Origin of the sequence: Vibrio rotiferianus (assembly GCF_002214395.1) — a bacterium.
In the GTDB taxonomy this organism is placed as follows: Bacteria; Pseudomonadota; Gammaproteobacteria; order Enterobacterales; family Vibrionaceae; genus Vibrio; species Vibrio rotiferianus.
The window spans coordinates 2,872,992-2,889,484 of the sequence record NZ_CP018312.1 but is presented as its reverse complement, the minus strand read 5'-3'; the positions used below and the strand labels follow the sequence as shown (position 1 = coordinate 2,889,484).

The following is a 16,493-nucleotide window of genomic DNA, read 5'->3' as shown; positions in this document are numbered from 1 at the left end:
AATATGTTTAACAGGAAAACACTCTTAGCAACGCTTCAGGCAGTGGCAATGGTGGCTACAAGTGCACATGCCATGAATCCAACGCCCGAGCAACTTCAAATGTTTCAAAGCTTGCCACCAGAGCAGCAGCAAGCACTGGCTAGCAAATATGGCATTACTCTTCCTACAGGTCTAAATAACAGTGGTGCAGGTACTATTCAGCAATTTACTGATAAGAATGTTGTAATTCCACGCATGTCTGCTGAACTCATCGAAATGCAAAAAAAGCTAGCAGCTGGTGAAAATTTAACGCAACAAGAAGATAAGCCTCTTAAGCGTTTTGGTCTCGATCTGTTTGAAGGCTCACCAACGACATTTGCACCAATTAATAACGTACCGGTACCAGCGGATTACACTATTGGAATCGGAGATGAATTAGTTGTACAACTGTATGGGAAAAACAATGCAACGTACAACCTAGTAGTTAGCGGAGAAGGAAGTATTAACTTCCCTTCGCTTGGCCCTATTCAAGTGGCAGGCTCAACATTTGCGCAATTGAGAGAATCATTAACTCACAGAGTTGAATCGCAAATGATTGGTGTAAAGGCCGACATTACACTTGGAAAAATGCGTTCAATGCAAATTTTTGTAATGGGTGATGCTTACAAGCCAGGCGCGTACAGTGTAAGTGCCTTAACTACCATCTCTCAAGCTATATACTACAGTGGTGGTTTTGCAGAAAACGGAGCGTTAAGAAATATACAATTAAAGCGCAATGGTAAAATCATTCGTCACCTCGATCTTTATGATTTACTCCTAAAAGGTGATGCCAGTGATGATATTCGCTTGATACCGGATGACGTTGTTCTGATTGGTGCCGTCGGCGACACCATTACTATCGACGGTGAGATAAATCGTCCAGCTATTTATGAGCTACGCCAAGGTGAAAGCTACGAAGACATTCTAAAAATTGCAGGTGGTCTGGCATCTAGTGGCTTGGAAGAACGTGTAGAAGTGAAACACTATACGAATGATGGTCGTAGGATTGTACGAACCATCAATATGCATGATGCAAAGCAACGTCAGCAGAAAGCTAAGGGTGGCGACGACATCGTAATACTTAAAAAGAGTGAGTTACTTGATACTTATGTTGAGGTGGAAGGTGATGTCCGTCATCCAGGTTATCAGCAATGGCGTAAAGGCTTACGTGTCGCAGACCTATTTAAGTCTCTGGATACATCGTTCAATCCAACTGCCGATATCGATTACGCGGTTGTTGTTCGTGAAATCAACGCACGCCGAGATATTACGGTAAAACAAATTAGCCTGGCAAAAGCGATCTTAGCCCCAAACGGTGCTGATAATATTCTTCTTCATTCTAAAGATCGCGTCATCGTCTTTAATCGATTTAGCCAAGCTGAATTTGATTCCATCGCGGATAGCGATCGTAATCAGAAAGCCAAATCATTAGAGCAAGCTCAGCAACAAGCCTTAAGCGAACGCCTTAAGCAAGAGTCTGCTTTGGTTAGTCCGGAGCAAGAGCCAAATCAGTCAATCCTAATGACTAACTCTCAGTCGTATACGAACAACCAGCAACAAGGGCAATCACCTTCGAACTCTAATAATGCTCAAATGACCCATAGTCAGGGCATGGTAGATCCGGCGATGCTCAATATGGCTCAGTTACCATCTCTTCCTCAGGAGAACGTTATTTTTCAAGGGCGTGAGATTACGCGAGAAGAATACGATGAAATCAAGAGTAACACTCGTCGTGAGCTGCTGGCTCCAGTACTTATACGTTTACAGCGTCAGGCTCGTTTGGGTTTAGCGCCTCAAATAGCAGAAGTCTTTGGAGAGGTGCGTTACCCTGGTCGTTATCCGATTGACGAAACAGCGAACGTAGAAAGCCTAATCACGGCTGCAGGTGGTCTTACTTATGATGCATATTCGATCAATGCAGAATTGGCGAGAAGTGCAGTGAATAAAAGAGATGAGCGAGCGCAAACGCAAATTCGTCGAATTAACTTACGCGATGCGTTGATAGGGGATGCTCAACATAACTTAGCAATTCAACCAAGAGATCGACTCAACATTTTTGAGAAGCCAAGTGCCAAGCAGCAAAGCACGGTCGTGCTGCAAGGTGAGGTTCTATTCCCTGGTACGTATACCATTAAACCAGGTGAAACCATGAGTGAGCTGATTACTCGGGCAGGTGGTCTCACTGAGTTTGCTCACCCGGAAGGTGCTGTATTTACGCGTGAAGCTCTGCGACTACAAGAGCAAAAACTGCTCAATGATTACGCCGCGGACATTCGCAAAGAAGCCGCGAAGAAAACCTTCCGTTCAGATGGCAACATTAGCTCAATGATCTCGGATCCGGAGAAAACACTAAGCTTTGTTGAAGAGGCGAGTAAGAGTAAAGCGTTAGGTCGAATGGTCGTGCAGTTGCAAAAGATCTTAGCGAAAGAGAGTTCTGCAGACTTTGTATTAGAAGATGGCGATTTCCTCTTTATACCAACATTCCGAAATACCGTATCCATTATGGGGGAAGTTCAGGTATCCATTACTTATCTTTTAGACCAAAAGCTAGATGTCGAAGATTACCTAAACAAAGCGGGTGGCCTGAAGAAGCAAGCGGATGAAGATCGTATCTTTGTTGTTCGTGCTGATGGTTCAGTATTTAAACCGAGCTCAAGCTATTGGTTTGGTCGAGATGAACAAAAGCTGAAGCCTGGTGACACGATCGTAGTTCCTGTTGATACGGACTTCCGTGACGCACTGAGTACATGGTCGGCAGCAACGCAAATTCTCTACCAAGCAGGTGTTGCGTGGAGCGCAATCAAGTAATCGAATTGAGTACTACAAGTTAAAACACATAAAAGGGGCAATCGCCCCTTTACTACCAAGTTTTAAGGGCACTGAGTTCCTTGCTTGGGCTGACTTAAAGAAAAAGAGAATGGAACAAGATAAACCAAGCCAACCCGTTGAACCGCCTATGACAATGACACCATCACCATATAGTCCTTACCAGGAGGAAGAACGAATCGATTTCAAAGAGTGGGCAAACGCAGTATGGCGCGGTCGATGGTTAGTCATCGCAACCTGTATCGTTTTTGCTGTTATTGGTGTGATGGTCGCTTTATCTCAACCAAACTACTATAAAGCAAACGTAGTGGTAGCCCCACAGAATAAAGAAGGGGGGGCAGGCCTAGCGGGGATGGCTTCTCAGTTTGGTGGTATCGCTTCATTAGCGGGTATTAACCTAGGAGGAAGTGGAGCTTCGGATGAAAAAACACTCGCCTTAGCAACATTGCAGTCACGTGTTTTTGCTCGCTATTTTATTGAGAAGCATCAAGCGTTAGTGCCTCTCATGGCATCAGAAAAATGGGATAGAGACACGGATACACTGCTCATCGATCCAGAACTATATGACGAAACAAGCCAACAATGGGTAAGAAAAGTAGACCCAGGTATGTCTATTATTCCAACAGATTGGGAAGCATATAAATACTACCAAGATCTTGTTCAGTATAGCGAGGACAAGTCAACAGGGTTAATTACGATTACGATTACTCATCTTTCTCCTAAGTTGGTGAAAGAATGGGGGCAGGCGATCGTAGATGATCTAAATGAGTGGATGCGATTAAAAGCCAAATCAGAAGCTGAGCACAACATTGCGTTTTTAAATCAAGAGTTAGAAAATACACCATTGGCAGAGATGCAAACGGTGTTTTATCAACTAATTGAAGAGCAGACGAAAAAGCTGATGCTAGCCAATGCTGAGAAAGAGTATCTTTTTAAAACGATCGATCCTGCGGTGGTACCTGAAGAAAAAGCCGGACCAAGTCGTCCGCTAATATGCATACTTGCAGTATTCATTGGTGGTATATTATCCACTCTATTTCTTTTAGCTCGCTTTGCACTGAAGCGTTAGGTAGTAAAAATGAAAAATACAAAAAAACGATATGGTTTCACGCTCATTGAGCTACTCATTGTTATCGTGATTATGGGCTTACTTATGTCTCTGGTTGCACCGACTATGTTCTCAAAAGTTGGTTCATCAAAACAAAAAACTGCCATGGCACAAATGCAAATGTTATCGACTTCGTTAGATACATATCGACTCGACATTGGCCGTTACCCTGAGAATCTTCAAGAGCTACGCAGCTCGACAGCACCAGGATGGGATGGCCCATATCTACCGCGCGAAATTCCAAAAGACCCTTGGAATAACGACTACATCTACACGGTGCCAGGTAAAGATGGGGCGCCGTATAGTCTGATGAGCTTTGGTTCTGATGGTCAAGCCGGTGGGAATGACGAGGCGGAAGACATTATTTATCAATAACATGTTCTTAGGGGCGAATGCCGAGAGTAGCCCCTAGAAACCGTGATTAGTATGACTCTGTCGCTTTGCCATACAAGCGACAGAGTGAGCACCAACTGATCTTGGAATAACAAAGCATACAAAGCGCACCGATGATAGAAAATACCAACAAATATCTAGAAACATTAGAAAACGCCTTGCAACAGCAGGGCGTTGCTCACAGTGACATTCAAAAAGCCAAAAATTACCAAAGCAAATTTGGTGGCCGCTTAGAACTGGTACTTGTGAATCTTGGTAGTCTCTCAGAAGAAGCTTTGCCAACTATTTATCATCAAACACTGGGTTATGCCCTACTTCCAGAGCTGGACATCCGAGAAGAACATCTAGTAAGTCATTTGGATCAATTTAACATTCAATCCTTGGCTGAACATCGGTGGCTTGCTCTGGCACATGACGAAGATAAATTATGCTTTGTCACGGACAACCCACTATCTCTTGATGCCTTTCAGCGTTTATCTGAGCTAAAACAGCCATATGTGGTATACCTTGCTGGCCGCTCACGTATAGACAACCTGATTTCGTTACTCGCGTCAAAACAATCCAGTGACCAACTGTTGTCTGAGTCATTCGACCACCTAGAAGAATCGAAACTTAGAGAGTTAGCCAGTGAGGCACCGGTTGTTAACCTGTTTAACTCAATTCTCGGTAAAGCGCTCAACGGTGGTGCATCAGATATTCACTTCGAGCCTGTAAAAGGCAGCTATCGTGTTCGTTTTCGTGTCGATGGGGTGCTTTCCGAAGCTGACACCATAGTAAAAGGCCTACAATTGCCATTGATTTCACGTATCAAAATTTTATCAGGGATGGATATCGCAGAGAAACGCCGCCCGCAAGATGGCAAAATTGAAACGAAAATTTCAGGTCAAGAACTCGATGTACGTGTATCAGCACTCCCTCTCAACGAAGGGGAAAGTGTGGTGTTACGTTTGTTACGTAAAGATTCAATTCGCTACGACATGGATGTGCTTGGTGTATCTGATGATGTAATGAATGCAATGATGAGCGACATTAAGAAAACCTCCGGTGTCATCCTCATCACAGGACCGACTGGTTCAGGTAAAACGACGACGCTTTACACTATGCTCAATGAGTTGAATGATGAAAAAGTTAAAATTATCTCATTAGAAGACCCAGTAGAATACCAACTTGAAGGTATTAACCAGGTACAAATTAACTCAGACATCAATTTTGACTTTGCTGCGGGTCTACGGAGCATTGTTCGTCAAGATCCAGATGTCATCATGCTTGGTGAAATCCGTGACCAAGAAACCGCGACGATCGCTTTGCAATCAGCTTTAACTGGTCACTTGGTATTTAGTACCGTGCATACCAATGATGCACCAAGTGCGTTCACTCGTATGATAGATCTTGGTGTAGAAGAGTTCCTGCTTAATGCTGCAGTTGTCTCTGTCATGGCACAGCGTTTGGTACGTAAACTATGTCATTGTGCTCAGCCTATGTCTGCTGATGAGGAAGCGCAAGCGGTGCAGCGTTACCACATTAACTTGCAAGATCCGCGTTATGACATTCAAAATGTCAATTTCAAAAAAGCAGTCGGTTGCCCACATTGTGCGAATACGGGTTACCGAGGCCGAATGGCGATTATCGAGTACCTAGCGTGTGACGCCACGATTGCCAACTTACCAAAGAATGATACCTTCTTAGAGCAAGCTCGCAAACACAACGCAAGTAAAGGATTTAGAACACTGTTTGAAGATGGTATCTATAAGGTTTTACGTGGACAGACAACGATTGAAGAAGTGGCAAGGGTAGCAGGCTAGTGACACTCTACAAATATCAAGCATATGACCACGATGGTCACTTCTGCTCAGGCGAGATCGAAGCCAATGATCAAGCAGAAGCTCAGCGCTTATTGTCAGAAAAAGGCATTAACCCTACTAAGCTCTCTTCTGCAGAGGGCTTGGCGGTCAGCCTATTTAATGCGCGAGTCTCTGTTGACGACATCGAATTCTTCACCGCAGAGATCTCCTTATTACTGGAGAGTGGAGTGAAGATCGATCGTGGCATTGGTATCATTGCTAAAAGTAAAAGCAATAGTGCATTGCGCCAACTGCTCAAAGAGCTGGAAGGCGATTTAAAGCAAGGGGTTGCTCTATCAAGCTCGCTTGAAAAATACCCACAACACTTTGATGCTCTTTATATCAACCTAGTAAAAATAGGTGAAGAGACTGGCACGCTTGCGAGTGTATTCCGCCGTCTCGCGAATGACCTCAAATTTAGAAAAGACCTCAAACGAAAAACTCAGCAAGCACTTACGTACCCATCAGTGATTCTATTTGTCTGCGTGGCGTGTATTGTGTTCGTGTTCAATTTTATCGTACCACAGTTATCTACTTTATTTGAAAGTGCAAAAGAGTTACCTGTTTATACTCAAATTCTGCTTTCAACCAGCAATTTCTTTATTCAGTACCAGATCTTCTTTCCATTTGTGCTAATCGCTGTTGCTCTCGGTTTTAAGCAAGCTTTAGCTCAGCCAGCCTCTAAGCTCGCCCTAGAGCGTTTGCTGCTAAAAATGCCAGTGAGCAGTAAAATGGTACTTTTGTTAGAACGGATCCGATTCAATTCATCCATGGCGATGATGGTATCGTCCGGCGTGCAGATTGACCGAGCCCTATTGCTTGCTGCTGAAAGTGTTAAAAACGGGCAGATCCGTAGTGAGTTATTGACTATTCAAAAGCAAATTCGTCAGGGCGCAAAACTGACCGAAACATTATCAAAGTCATCGGTTTATCCTGATTTTTTTATCTCATTGCTGGAAGTTGCAGAAGAGAGTGGCAACATGGCTATTGCTTTTGATGAAATAGCAAATCGCTCAAAGAGTGAGTTTGAAGGTTGGACAACCAAAGTAACCAATTTATTAGAACCAATGCTGATCCTAGCAATGGCTGGTATTGTTGGCTCTGTTGTAATCATTATGCTACTGAGCATTGTATCGATTAACGATTTTGGCTAACCCATGCAATTGGTGAACAATATACAAGCATCCAATAGCCAGACGTCAGATATTGAGTTGGAGTTATTAGTGCTGACGCCGAAACCATCAAAACAAGACGGTTTTACATTGATTGAGTTGTTGGTTGTTCTGACTATTGGAATGATCCTGACGTCATTGCTCGGTGGTATTGGGGTCGATATGGTGCAAAAAACGCAGCGTCAGCGGGATGTGAATCAAGTTAAGTCCCAAATTCAGCAGGCAAGCTATCAAGCCTATTTGTGTGGCTGTGGCACAACGTTGAATCTAGAAGAACATAGTATCCAGTTAGTCACAGAGGGAGCAAGTTTTCCAGTCGTTGAATTACCACAAATTTCGTTAAGCCCACAGAGCATAGAGTTCCAAGCTACAGGTTTACCTAGCGAATCTAGTATCACCTATTGGGTGGCTCAAAATCAAGAATCAGAGCAAGTCAATCGTGATGAAAGTGTTCGTACACTGGATATAATGAGTGTGATAGAGAGCCAATAATGAGAAGTTGCAATCAGTTAGCAAGACTCCACTTTCGTCAACACAGAGTGAATACGAAACAACGTGGCTTCACTTTGATGGAAACACTCGTTGCTGGCTTTATCATGTTCCTCGTTCTTGCTGCGACGGTCGAGGTGTATCGTGGAGGGCTAATGTCCTCTCAGAAAGCCACGGATACCATCATAGAGCACAACAGTGTCCAAACGCTGTTACCAATCATTCAAGCAGAGCTGCAACTACAGCACCAGCAAGACAGCGCGTATGGTGAGACATTGGTGGGCGGGAAACCCTATAAATGGGAGGCTCAAGTCCTTGCCAATAAAACTCGTCCACAAATGTTTGATGCTGATTTAGGTCAGTTTGTTACCCCTAAAGGTACCATCAAGTTTTGGCAGGTTACGTTATGGTTAGGGAATCGAAACTCGGACCGTAGCCTAAGCTACCAGGAGTTAACATGGTCAAGCTAATACACAGGAAGCAGTGTGGTTTTACCATGATCGAAATGTTGGTTGCCACGTTGATTTTAATGAGCATCATTACGACCGCAACTATCGCTTATCGACAGTTTTTGCAATACTGGGATGGCGAAGTCGGACACTTTTACCAAACGCTAAACCAGATCCGTAAGGAAGATCAGTTCAAGGCTGCTGTTTCTGCTATTACACCCTACGTTGTTTATGACCAAACAGGCATGCCGACATATTACTTCGAGGGGACAGAAAATGGATTTGTTGCGGTAACAGAAAAAGCCGTGAGCCAAGCCAATGTCCCTGCTGTGATTCGTGTTTATAGCCAGCAGCAAGATGATTTTAGTCACTGGCTTATTTATGAAGAAGCGCCAATGCAAGGCTGGATGTTGACGAAGGCAAATCAAAAGTTCAGCTATACCTATCGCATTGTATTGGCCAAGCTCCAACAAAACCCGCTATTTGAATATAAAGCTCTAGAGCCTGAACCGGATAATATCGGGGATTTTGCTGAAGGTGCGATTCGTAACCCAATATGGTATTCGGCCTATAATGCGATCTCGACAAAAGAGGCACCACAGCAGATAAACCTTGTGTGGGGTGATGGCGTCCAAGAAATACAATGGCTAGTGCAACTACACCCCCCCGCTTTCACTTTAGGCAGATATTCGGACGATGGCTATTAAACTATATCGCCAGCAGGGCGTCGCGTTGATTCAAGTATTGCTGATCAGTACCATTATAATGGTATTGGCATTGCAAATTAGCCATCAAGCGAAAAACCAAGTTCGGTTAGCACAGGGGTATCAAGATAAAACTCAAGCAGAGTTGTTACTTTATTCAGCAGAAAAACGCGTGCTGTTTGAAATGTTAACTCGGATTGAAAAAAATCAGCCTCAAGGGGAGTATCAGCAAAATGATCTAAGTGATGTGACGATTGCTGATACTGAAACGCCATTGCAGTGGAATTTTTATGGGGAGCCGTTCAATCTTGATGGTATTACCATTAAGCTGCAGGATATCAATGGCCTTGTTTCCCTCTCGACGACACCACGGAGCGTTCAAGCTGATTACTTGATTGCAAACGGTTATCCAGAGGATCAAAGAGAGAAACTTGAAAAAACAGTGTATAACTGGCAACACCCAGTAGAAAATTGGGAGTTTGGCGGAGTGACTCAGTCAGAATTTGAAACATTAAATATAGTGCCTCGTTTATCACCATTGCAATTAGAGAGTGAGTATCGGGATATAATTAATGCGACGCTTTCAGGGAACCTTAATGGTAACCTAACACTGCAAGAATCTTTGAACTGTTGTATGACGTTATATTCAACGTCATTCATCAACCTTCTGAACGCCCCAGTAAAAGTGTTGCGAGCCTATATTGAGTCAGATTACTTGCCGTCGATCATAGAGCGTCGTAACCGAGGTGAGCTTGACCAGTTTGAGTTCAGACGTTTGGCTGGCTTAACAGGAAACGAAGAAGCTTTCGGTTACACTCCTAGCGCTACCACACAGATTCAGTTGCGGGTTCAGGTTGGCAATATTGTACGCCGAGTAGCCCTTGACGTGCGCCTGCTCTCTAATGGAAAATCGCAGGCATATGAAATTCGCCACCGTCGCTAAATAAAAGTGGACTATGGCTAACTAACCAAAAGCGAAAACGCTTGGCATAAAAATACAGTGGCGAAAACCAACAGACATTAAGTTAATGAAAGTAACCTTTAACAAACTATTGATCAAACTTACCGCATTATATTCGCAGGGCTGGCATCGCTTTGCTTATGATGGTGAGGCTTACACGATCACTGAGACAAGTAAAAGTGATGGAACTACGATTGGTAAACCATTCATTGTCATACTTGGGCGCAAGCATTACAAAGAGTGGAGTAAAGAGTATAAAGCCCCGACTTCAGCGGCACTTAAAAAAATCGTTAAGCTTGAGTTAGCGGCGAAATCAGAAAGCCACATTCACTTTGAAGTTCACAAGCCAATTGAAGGTGTTTTCAAGGTGACATTTTGGCAGCCAGAAGCTGAGGTAGTAGCTAAACTGCCTAGCTCCGTACGCTGGGTAATACCAGAATCCTATCTGATAGCACAGCCTGATACTATCGTTGCAGCAAAAACACCTTCAGGTACGTTATATGTTGCACAACAAATCGGCGTTAGCTCCAGCAGTGACACGTTAGGTTGTCGTAATACTGAGCACTTTCAATGGATGTCAGGAGTCAGCCACTCGGCTAGCCAGCAAGCGTTAGATCTACATCAATATACGCAGGCACTTGTACAGGCCTTGAGGGCTAAACTTTTGCGCTTATTGTCGCAATTTAGCTTCCAAAAAGCGCAAGATTATAGCGAATTAAAACGACAGCTAAAGCCCGCTATCATCATGTCTCTTAGCCTTGTAGCTGTTTACATGGCTGCAAGCTCAGTGTATTTGAATTGGCATCACCAAAGCTTGCTAGAAAGTTATCAGGCGAAAAGCCAACAGATCAACCAAGTTCTTAGTACGCAGCAAACAATACAACAGCAACTACAAATACTAAAACAAGGTGAAGAGAGTTTAAGCGGATTAAAGCTAAGTTCACCTGCCTGGCTTGTAGTTCTCAGTCAATTAGAGCTCGATATTCGCTTTACGCAGATCAATTATGATGATGGCCTAGTAGTTTTGCGAGGCAATGCGGCGAGCGCTACTGAGCTACTGACCCACCTAATTCAACATCCATTAGTTCAAGACGCAAAGTTCATTACTGCTGTTAGTCGTCAGCGTAACCGTGACCGCTTTTCGATCTCATTTCAGTTAAACAACAATGGAGATTGGCAAAGTCTTGAGCAACAGAAGAATGAGTCTTTGGCAACGCAACCAGAAGGAGAGTCATCATGAATCTACTCAATGACCGCAGAGCCCTTCTGGGTATCGTAGGAATATTAATGCTCCTACGTTTTGGCTTAGTGCCATTGTTAGAGTGGCAAAATGAAAAATGGCAACAAATTAGTAGTTTAAACCAACGTTTAGAGAAGTCAGAAGCACTGATAGAAAGAACAGAGTTTATCGCTAAGCTAGAAACCAAGCTTGAAGCGCAAGTAGAAAAACAACAAGCTCAATTCGTATCTGGCCGAACGGATGATGCGATCCAGCTTCAGCAACAAAAAAAAATCGAGTCGCTTATTAAGCAACATGACCTCAAAATGGCCAATACACGCTGGTTAGGATCTGTGCCACAGGGCAACTACACCGAGTATCGCTTGGAAGTAGGGTTAAACGGAAAAATCTCAGACTTTATTGGGTTTCTCCAAAGCTTGGAGCAGCAAGCTACCCCGATCCGCTTACAGGGGTGGATCATTAATATGCGTGGAATGAGTGAAGGAAGTATAGGGGCATTTACCACGGCACGCGCCACTATAAGAGTAATGGCTAAAAATCCGAATGTGGTCAATGAGAAGTAACTTATGAAGCGAGCAACCTTAACCTTAAATAAAACGGCGCTTGTAACAAAGTTGCAGAAAAACAGCTTAATCACGCTTTGTGCGTTGATGGTGATATGTGGCATTGCTCTTGATGCGACTACACGTTTTACGCAAGATGACAGCGATACAAACCAAGGCAGTGCCCTTGGCATTCAATCTGCCTATATTTTGAGTAAGTTAAGCGACGAACAAGCCCAAGCCGTTGCACAGTTACTCATTGCTCGTAGTGGTGAGGTTGAAAAGCCAAATCAAGAGAACATGGATGGCTTAAGTGAACAAGACAAAAAAATGCAAGACCCAGAGCAACAAAAAGCCCAGCAGGGTGAACTGTCAGAGCTTTACATTGGCAATAACCGATACGAGCTGGTCGGTATTTTCCGTCATGCACAGCCATTTGCCGTGTTCCGCCAAAGCACTATAAACGCAAAAGCAACAGCTATCACAGAACAGAATACCAGTTACAAATGGACGAAATCTCAGGCGATAGAGCAATTTATGTTGAGCGAGATTCACCAAAACAGCATCACCATACAAAATGGTGAGCACACCATCACAATGAGAATTTTTTCACCGCTATGATTGTAAAAAACACCAATGCCAATTCAACCAGCGTAACGGCGTGCATCGCATCTGGCGGTTTGCACACGAACATTGCTAAGCAATGTCATGGGACACGTACTATTTCTCGCTTAACCCTTGCGACCTCAATTATGTTGGTACTTGCAGGTTGTGCAACGACGCAACAAGAGCACAAATATGAAGTGGCAAAGTCATTCTTAGCAACGCAAGAGCAAGACTCGGGGCCACTCAATAGCATACCAGAGACGGATGAACCCACCTCGCAATCCTTGCCGAGTTATCAAACACTGCAAACATTGCCAAAACAAGACCAAAGCCATGCTACTAACCAATCGCTAGCAGAGCAATTTGACGCGAATCAACGCATTGCTGCGGTAGCGAAAAGCATGCCTGTGACCGATTTCATTCAATACAGTTTTGGTCAGGTATTAGGCGCTAACTATGTCATTGATCAGGAGCTTACAAGCAAAGATCAACAAGTGACCTTAAATGTGGCGAACGATGTCACGCAACAAGATTTTTACCGCATTGTTAGCCAATTGCTGGATGAAAGTAATATCAGCATTACCTTCAAAAACAATACATTCTTCCTCCATACCAAGGAAGCCAACAGTCGTGGTAAAAGTGCGCCAGTGGTTATTGGTATCGGTGAACGAGAGCAAGACGTGCCAGAAACCACCAGTGATATTGTGCAGGTAGTACAACTTAAATACGGTATTAAGCTCAGTATTCAACAGACGTTAAGCCAATTGGTGGATGCAAAAATTACGGCTGACCATGAGCAAAGTGCATTATTTATCCGAGGCAAGCGCGACAGTATTTTACGAGCACTGGATATCATTCGTATGTTGGATGCACCTTCCAATCGCGGAAAGTATATTGGTTTAATGCGTCTAACTTATCTAAATACCGAGGAGTTTGGTGAGCAGATTGCCAATTTATTAGAAAATGAAGGCTTGCCAGTTTCGATTGGTAATCATGCCAACAAAAACATTGTATTGGTGCCGTTGCCAAATATTGATTCTATGGTAGTGTTTTCTTCTCGCAAAGAAGGGCTTGATCGTGTTCGTTATTGGGCAAGACAGATCGACCGACCATCAATGGCAGAAACAAAGCAATACTTCATTTATCACCCTCGTTTCGCTCGTGCATCGGACATCGGAGAAAGCTTATCGCCATTGATTTCCGCACGCAGTGGGGGCAGCGTAACATCAAGTACACGTAAGAGCTCTGCAAGTGCATCTGCAAATACAGAAAGTACCGGTCAAGTACCGACAACCCGTAAAAACGTTGGTAGCAGCTCAGAGGATATGAGCTTTGTTGTTGACGAGCGCTCCAACGCAATTATTTTTTACACCACAGGTAAAGAATACCAGTCAGTCAGACCAATGATTGAACGACTAGATGTGCTGCCAAAGCAAGTCTTGTTAGATGTGGTCATTGCAGAAGTCACCCTGACGGACGAGTTTAGCCTAGGTGTGGACTTCGCGCTTAAAAGCGGCAGTGTGCCTATGCCAAAAGACTTCCTGCTTGACGGTGGCTTATTTACCAGTGGCAAATCGGGTGGCGCTCTCTCTATAGGTGGAAGCAACGGAGCATTGATTGCGACAGCATTGCAAACCAACCAGCATGTGAATGTACTCTCTAACCCGTCGGTGTTAGTAAGAGACGGCGTAAAGGCTGATCTTTCGGTCGGTACTCAGATCTCTGTTATTGGCTCCACGGTAAGTGATGACTTAGGTGGTTCAGATCTGACTGAAACTAAAGTCGAATACCGCAACACGGGTGTGGAAATTAGCGTGACTCCAACGGTCAATGCGCAGGGTATCGTGATCATGGAGATCAGTGAAAAGATTTCTAACGAGGTGAATGGCGCCACAGGGGCGTCCGGTAACCCAAATATTTTTGAGCGTACCTTGAATACAGAAGTGGTCGCAAAAAGTGGGCAAACAATTATCTTGGCTGGCTTAGTCTCGAACAACACCAGTGATAACTCGTCCGGCATTCCGTTTCTAAAAGATCTTCCGGCCGTTGGTTCGCTGTTCAGCCATACCTCGACATCGAACAATAAGACAGAGTTAGTGATGTTGATAACCCCACAAATCATTCATTCGACCGATCAGTGGGAAAGTATTACTCAGAGTTTCCAACAAGGCATGGACAACTTAAGGTTTTAAGCCCACAAACAATGACCAATAGCAATAATTGTGAGAGAGGCACTTTTCTTAGTTGGGAAGGGTATGTCATCATAGTGCAATAATCACACACTAGCCTTGATTTTGGTGTTGTAAGGTGTGTTTTTGATAGAGTTTGTAGGAATACAACACTTTTTATAGAGGCATGATGCTGTAATAAGTATCTGTTTTTCTAGTTTGTAAATGAGATTTAGTGTGAAAAATTGATCGAATTAACGTTTTTTTTGTTGTCTCGAAAGAAGGGTTCGATTATTATTTCCGCTACTAAATGGGCTAAGCCCGTTAATAGATTTTGGTTGCAAAATGGGTTTGTAACCAAAGGCTTTGGGGTGGCTTCACTAATCGCACATGTTAAGTTGCGCACTTAGTGCGGTTTGTAAAAACCCTAGATTTCATGAAATTGGAGATATTTAAACATGAATTTATGGAAAAAGACGCTACTTGCGACGGCAGTAGCAGCAATTTCTACTGGTGCTATGGCTGCTGAAACTACGGCTACAGCAACTAAAATTAGTGCTGAAGGCCTAGTTGCTCAGTCTGTAGCTAACGATGGTACAGTGTACAAAATCGCTGACACTATGGGTATCAAGTCGAACGTTAACTGGTCTAAAGACGATACAGTAACAATTACTTTAGACGGTGCAACGTTTGCAGCTGGTCAGACATATTCTTTAACAGCGCCATCTAACGAAGCAACATTCACGCTTATGTCTGCTAATGAGAATGAAGTTGTTTTCCGTGTTGCTCAGGTTCAAACTTCAGGTGAAACTGTAAATACTGTATTTAATCTAGCAATCACAAAAGCGACAGTTGCTTCTGGTTATGTAATCCTAGACGAAGGTACAGCACTTAACAGCAAAGTTACTGCGACTTCAGTTGTTAGAACGTCTGCTGGCGAAGTTATCGACTCAACAGCTAAAGATACAGCAACAGTTGCTGAAGTTGTTTCTCAGTTTAAACTAGAACCTGTAACGTTAGCGTCTACCCAAACCATCTTTAAGACGGTGGCACCTAACACAATTACTCCTAAAGCTTTTCAAAGTATTGATAGTGACGTGACTGCTGCAGGCGCAAATGATGAACAGCTTGCACTGAATGCTACATATGCAGATGACAAAGCTAACGTTTTAGGTGAGTTCGTAGTAGACAAAGAAACAGTAATCGTTAAAGGTCCACTGGCTGCGTTTGACGGTGCAACTGGTAACGGTACTGCTACACCAGCAGCTGGTACTAAGGTTGTTAACACAGCAACTAAAGTTGCATTTACTGAATCAGTATCTACTAATGCAACTGGTAACGGTAATGTTGTTACACTTGCTTCAGTTGCAGCTGCAAATGTTACAGACGATACAGCGCAAATCTCTGCTGGTAAGTTCACAGTATCTTACGAGCTAACAGACCTAGCAGGTAAAACTGTAACTCTTAACGCTCAAGAGACAGCTGGTGTTATTACTTTGGACACACCAGCAACTAACATTCCTTACCTACCAGTAGGTGATGCAGTAGCTCCTTTCGTTTGGGTAACAAACGCAACGTCAGCAACTTACGATATCTACGCAGTAGCAACTACTGTTAACGGTTCTCAATACGACCTAGGTGTCGTTGGTGCAGCTAAGCCAGGTCAAACTAAAGTTGACGTAGCTATTGTCGATGCACTTAAAGATGCAGGCGTTAACACACAATACGAAACGCTAAACCTAAAACTGTACATCAACGGTGCAACTGGTTTTGATGGTACAACTGGTGGTGACGCAGTAACAGTTTACGCGGCATACAAGCACATCGGCGATTCAGACCGTCTACAAGTGCCAGTAATCACAAGCGATGAATTCACTAAAGACATCGATTACTAAAGACACCAACTAGTATCTGAGCTGTTCATATTGGCAATAATATGGTTGTATTCGCTAATTGAATGCTTTAGGTAGAGTAAT

14 protein-coding genes are annotated in these 16,493 nt (G+C 43.6%); all 14 read left to right on the top strand.

Annotation, left to right across the window (positions count from 1 at the left end):
* Nucleotides 1-3: 3 nt before the first annotated feature.
* The 14 genes from BSZ04_RS22515 (at nt 4) to BSZ04_RS22450 (ending at nt 16,412) form a co-directional block, all read left to right on the top strand.
* Nucleotides 4-2,826 carry an SLBB domain-containing protein gene (locus BSZ04_RS22515; RefSeq protein ID WP_088881425.1) on the top strand — a complete coding sequence of 941 codons (2,823 nt, stop codon included), beginning with the start codon at nt 4-6 and terminating at the stop codon, nt 2,824-2,826.
* Between the two features lie 109 nt (nt 2,827-2,935).
* Nucleotides 2,936-3,913: a Wzz/FepE/Etk N-terminal domain-containing protein gene (locus BSZ04_RS22510; RefSeq protein ID WP_231896310.1), complete on the top strand. Its 978-nt coding sequence runs from the start codon at nt 2,936-2,938 to the stop codon at nt 3,911-3,913.
* Nucleotides 3,914-3,922: 9 nt separating this feature from the next.
* Nucleotides 3,923-4,327 carry a type II secretion system major pseudopilin GspG gene (gene gspG / locus BSZ04_RS22505; protein ID WP_088881424.1) on the top strand — a complete coding sequence of 135 codons (405 nt, stop codon included), beginning with the start codon at nt 3,923-3,925 and terminating at the stop codon, nt 4,325-4,327.
* A 131-nt stretch (nt 4,328-4,458) separates the two neighbouring features.
* Complete coding sequence (locus tag BSZ04_RS22500) at nt 4,459-6,147, top strand: GspE/PulE family protein (RefSeq protein ID WP_088881423.1); 1,689 nt, start codon at nt 4,459-4,461, stop codon at nt 6,145-6,147.
* Nucleotides 6,147-7,340 carry a type II secretion system F family protein gene (locus BSZ04_RS22495; RefSeq protein WP_088881422.1) on the top strand — a complete coding sequence of 398 codons (1,194 nt, stop codon included), beginning with the start codon at nt 6,147-6,149 and terminating at the stop codon, nt 7,338-7,340. The genes BSZ04_RS22500 and BSZ04_RS22495 overlap by 1 nt, the downstream gene beginning before the upstream one ends.
* 3 nt (nt 7,341-7,343) lie before the next feature.
* Nucleotides 7,344-7,850: a type II secretion system protein gene (locus BSZ04_RS22490; protein ID WP_088881421.1), complete on the top strand. Its 507-nt coding sequence runs from the start codon at nt 7,344-7,346 to the stop codon at nt 7,848-7,850.
* Entirely contained in the window at nt 7,850-8,317 is a 468-nt protein-coding gene (locus BSZ04_RS22485; protein WP_088881420.1) for a PulJ/GspJ family protein, read from the top strand. Before BSZ04_RS22490 ends, BSZ04_RS22485 begins: the two co-directional genes overlap by 1 nt.
* Nucleotides 8,305-9,003: a PulJ/GspJ family protein gene (locus BSZ04_RS22480; protein WP_088881419.1), complete on the top strand. Its 699-nt coding sequence runs from the start codon at nt 8,305-8,307 to the stop codon at nt 9,001-9,003. Before BSZ04_RS22485 ends, BSZ04_RS22480 begins: the two co-directional genes overlap by 13 nt.
* Nucleotides 9,004-9,028: 25 nt before the next feature.
* Nucleotides 9,029-9,943 carry a hypothetical protein gene (locus BSZ04_RS22475; RefSeq protein ID WP_151899072.1) on the top strand — a complete coding sequence of 305 codons (915 nt, stop codon included), beginning with the start codon at nt 9,029-9,031 and terminating at the stop codon, nt 9,941-9,943.
* Between the two features lie 85 nt (nt 9,944-10,028).
* On the top strand, nt 10,029-11,201 hold the full coding sequence (locus tag BSZ04_RS22470; protein ID WP_088881417.1) for a hypothetical protein: 1,173 nt from the start codon (nt 10,029-10,031) through the stop codon (nt 11,199-11,201).
* Complete coding sequence (locus BSZ04_RS22465; RefSeq protein ID WP_088881416.1) at nt 11,198-11,764, top strand: GspMb/PilO family protein; 567 nt, start codon at nt 11,198-11,200, stop codon at nt 11,762-11,764. Before BSZ04_RS22470 ends, BSZ04_RS22465 begins: the two co-directional genes overlap by 4 nt.
* A 3-nt stretch (nt 11,765-11,767) precedes the next feature.
* Nucleotides 11,768-12,364, top strand: coding sequence for a hypothetical protein (locus tag BSZ04_RS22460; RefSeq protein ID WP_088881415.1), 597 nt, complete (start codon nt 11,768-11,770; stop codon nt 12,362-12,364).
* Entirely contained in the window at nt 12,361-14,541 is a 2,181-nt protein-coding gene (locus BSZ04_RS22455) for a secretin N-terminal domain-containing protein (RefSeq protein WP_088881414.1), read from the top strand. The genes BSZ04_RS22460 and BSZ04_RS22455 overlap by 4 nt, the downstream gene beginning before the upstream one ends.
* Nucleotides 14,542-14,975: 434 nt before the next feature.
* On the top strand, nt 14,976-16,412 hold the full coding sequence (locus BSZ04_RS22450; protein WP_088881413.1) for a hypothetical protein: 1,437 nt from the start codon (nt 14,976-14,978) through the stop codon (nt 16,410-16,412).
* The last annotated feature ends 81 nt before the right edge of the window (nt 16,413-16,493 follow it).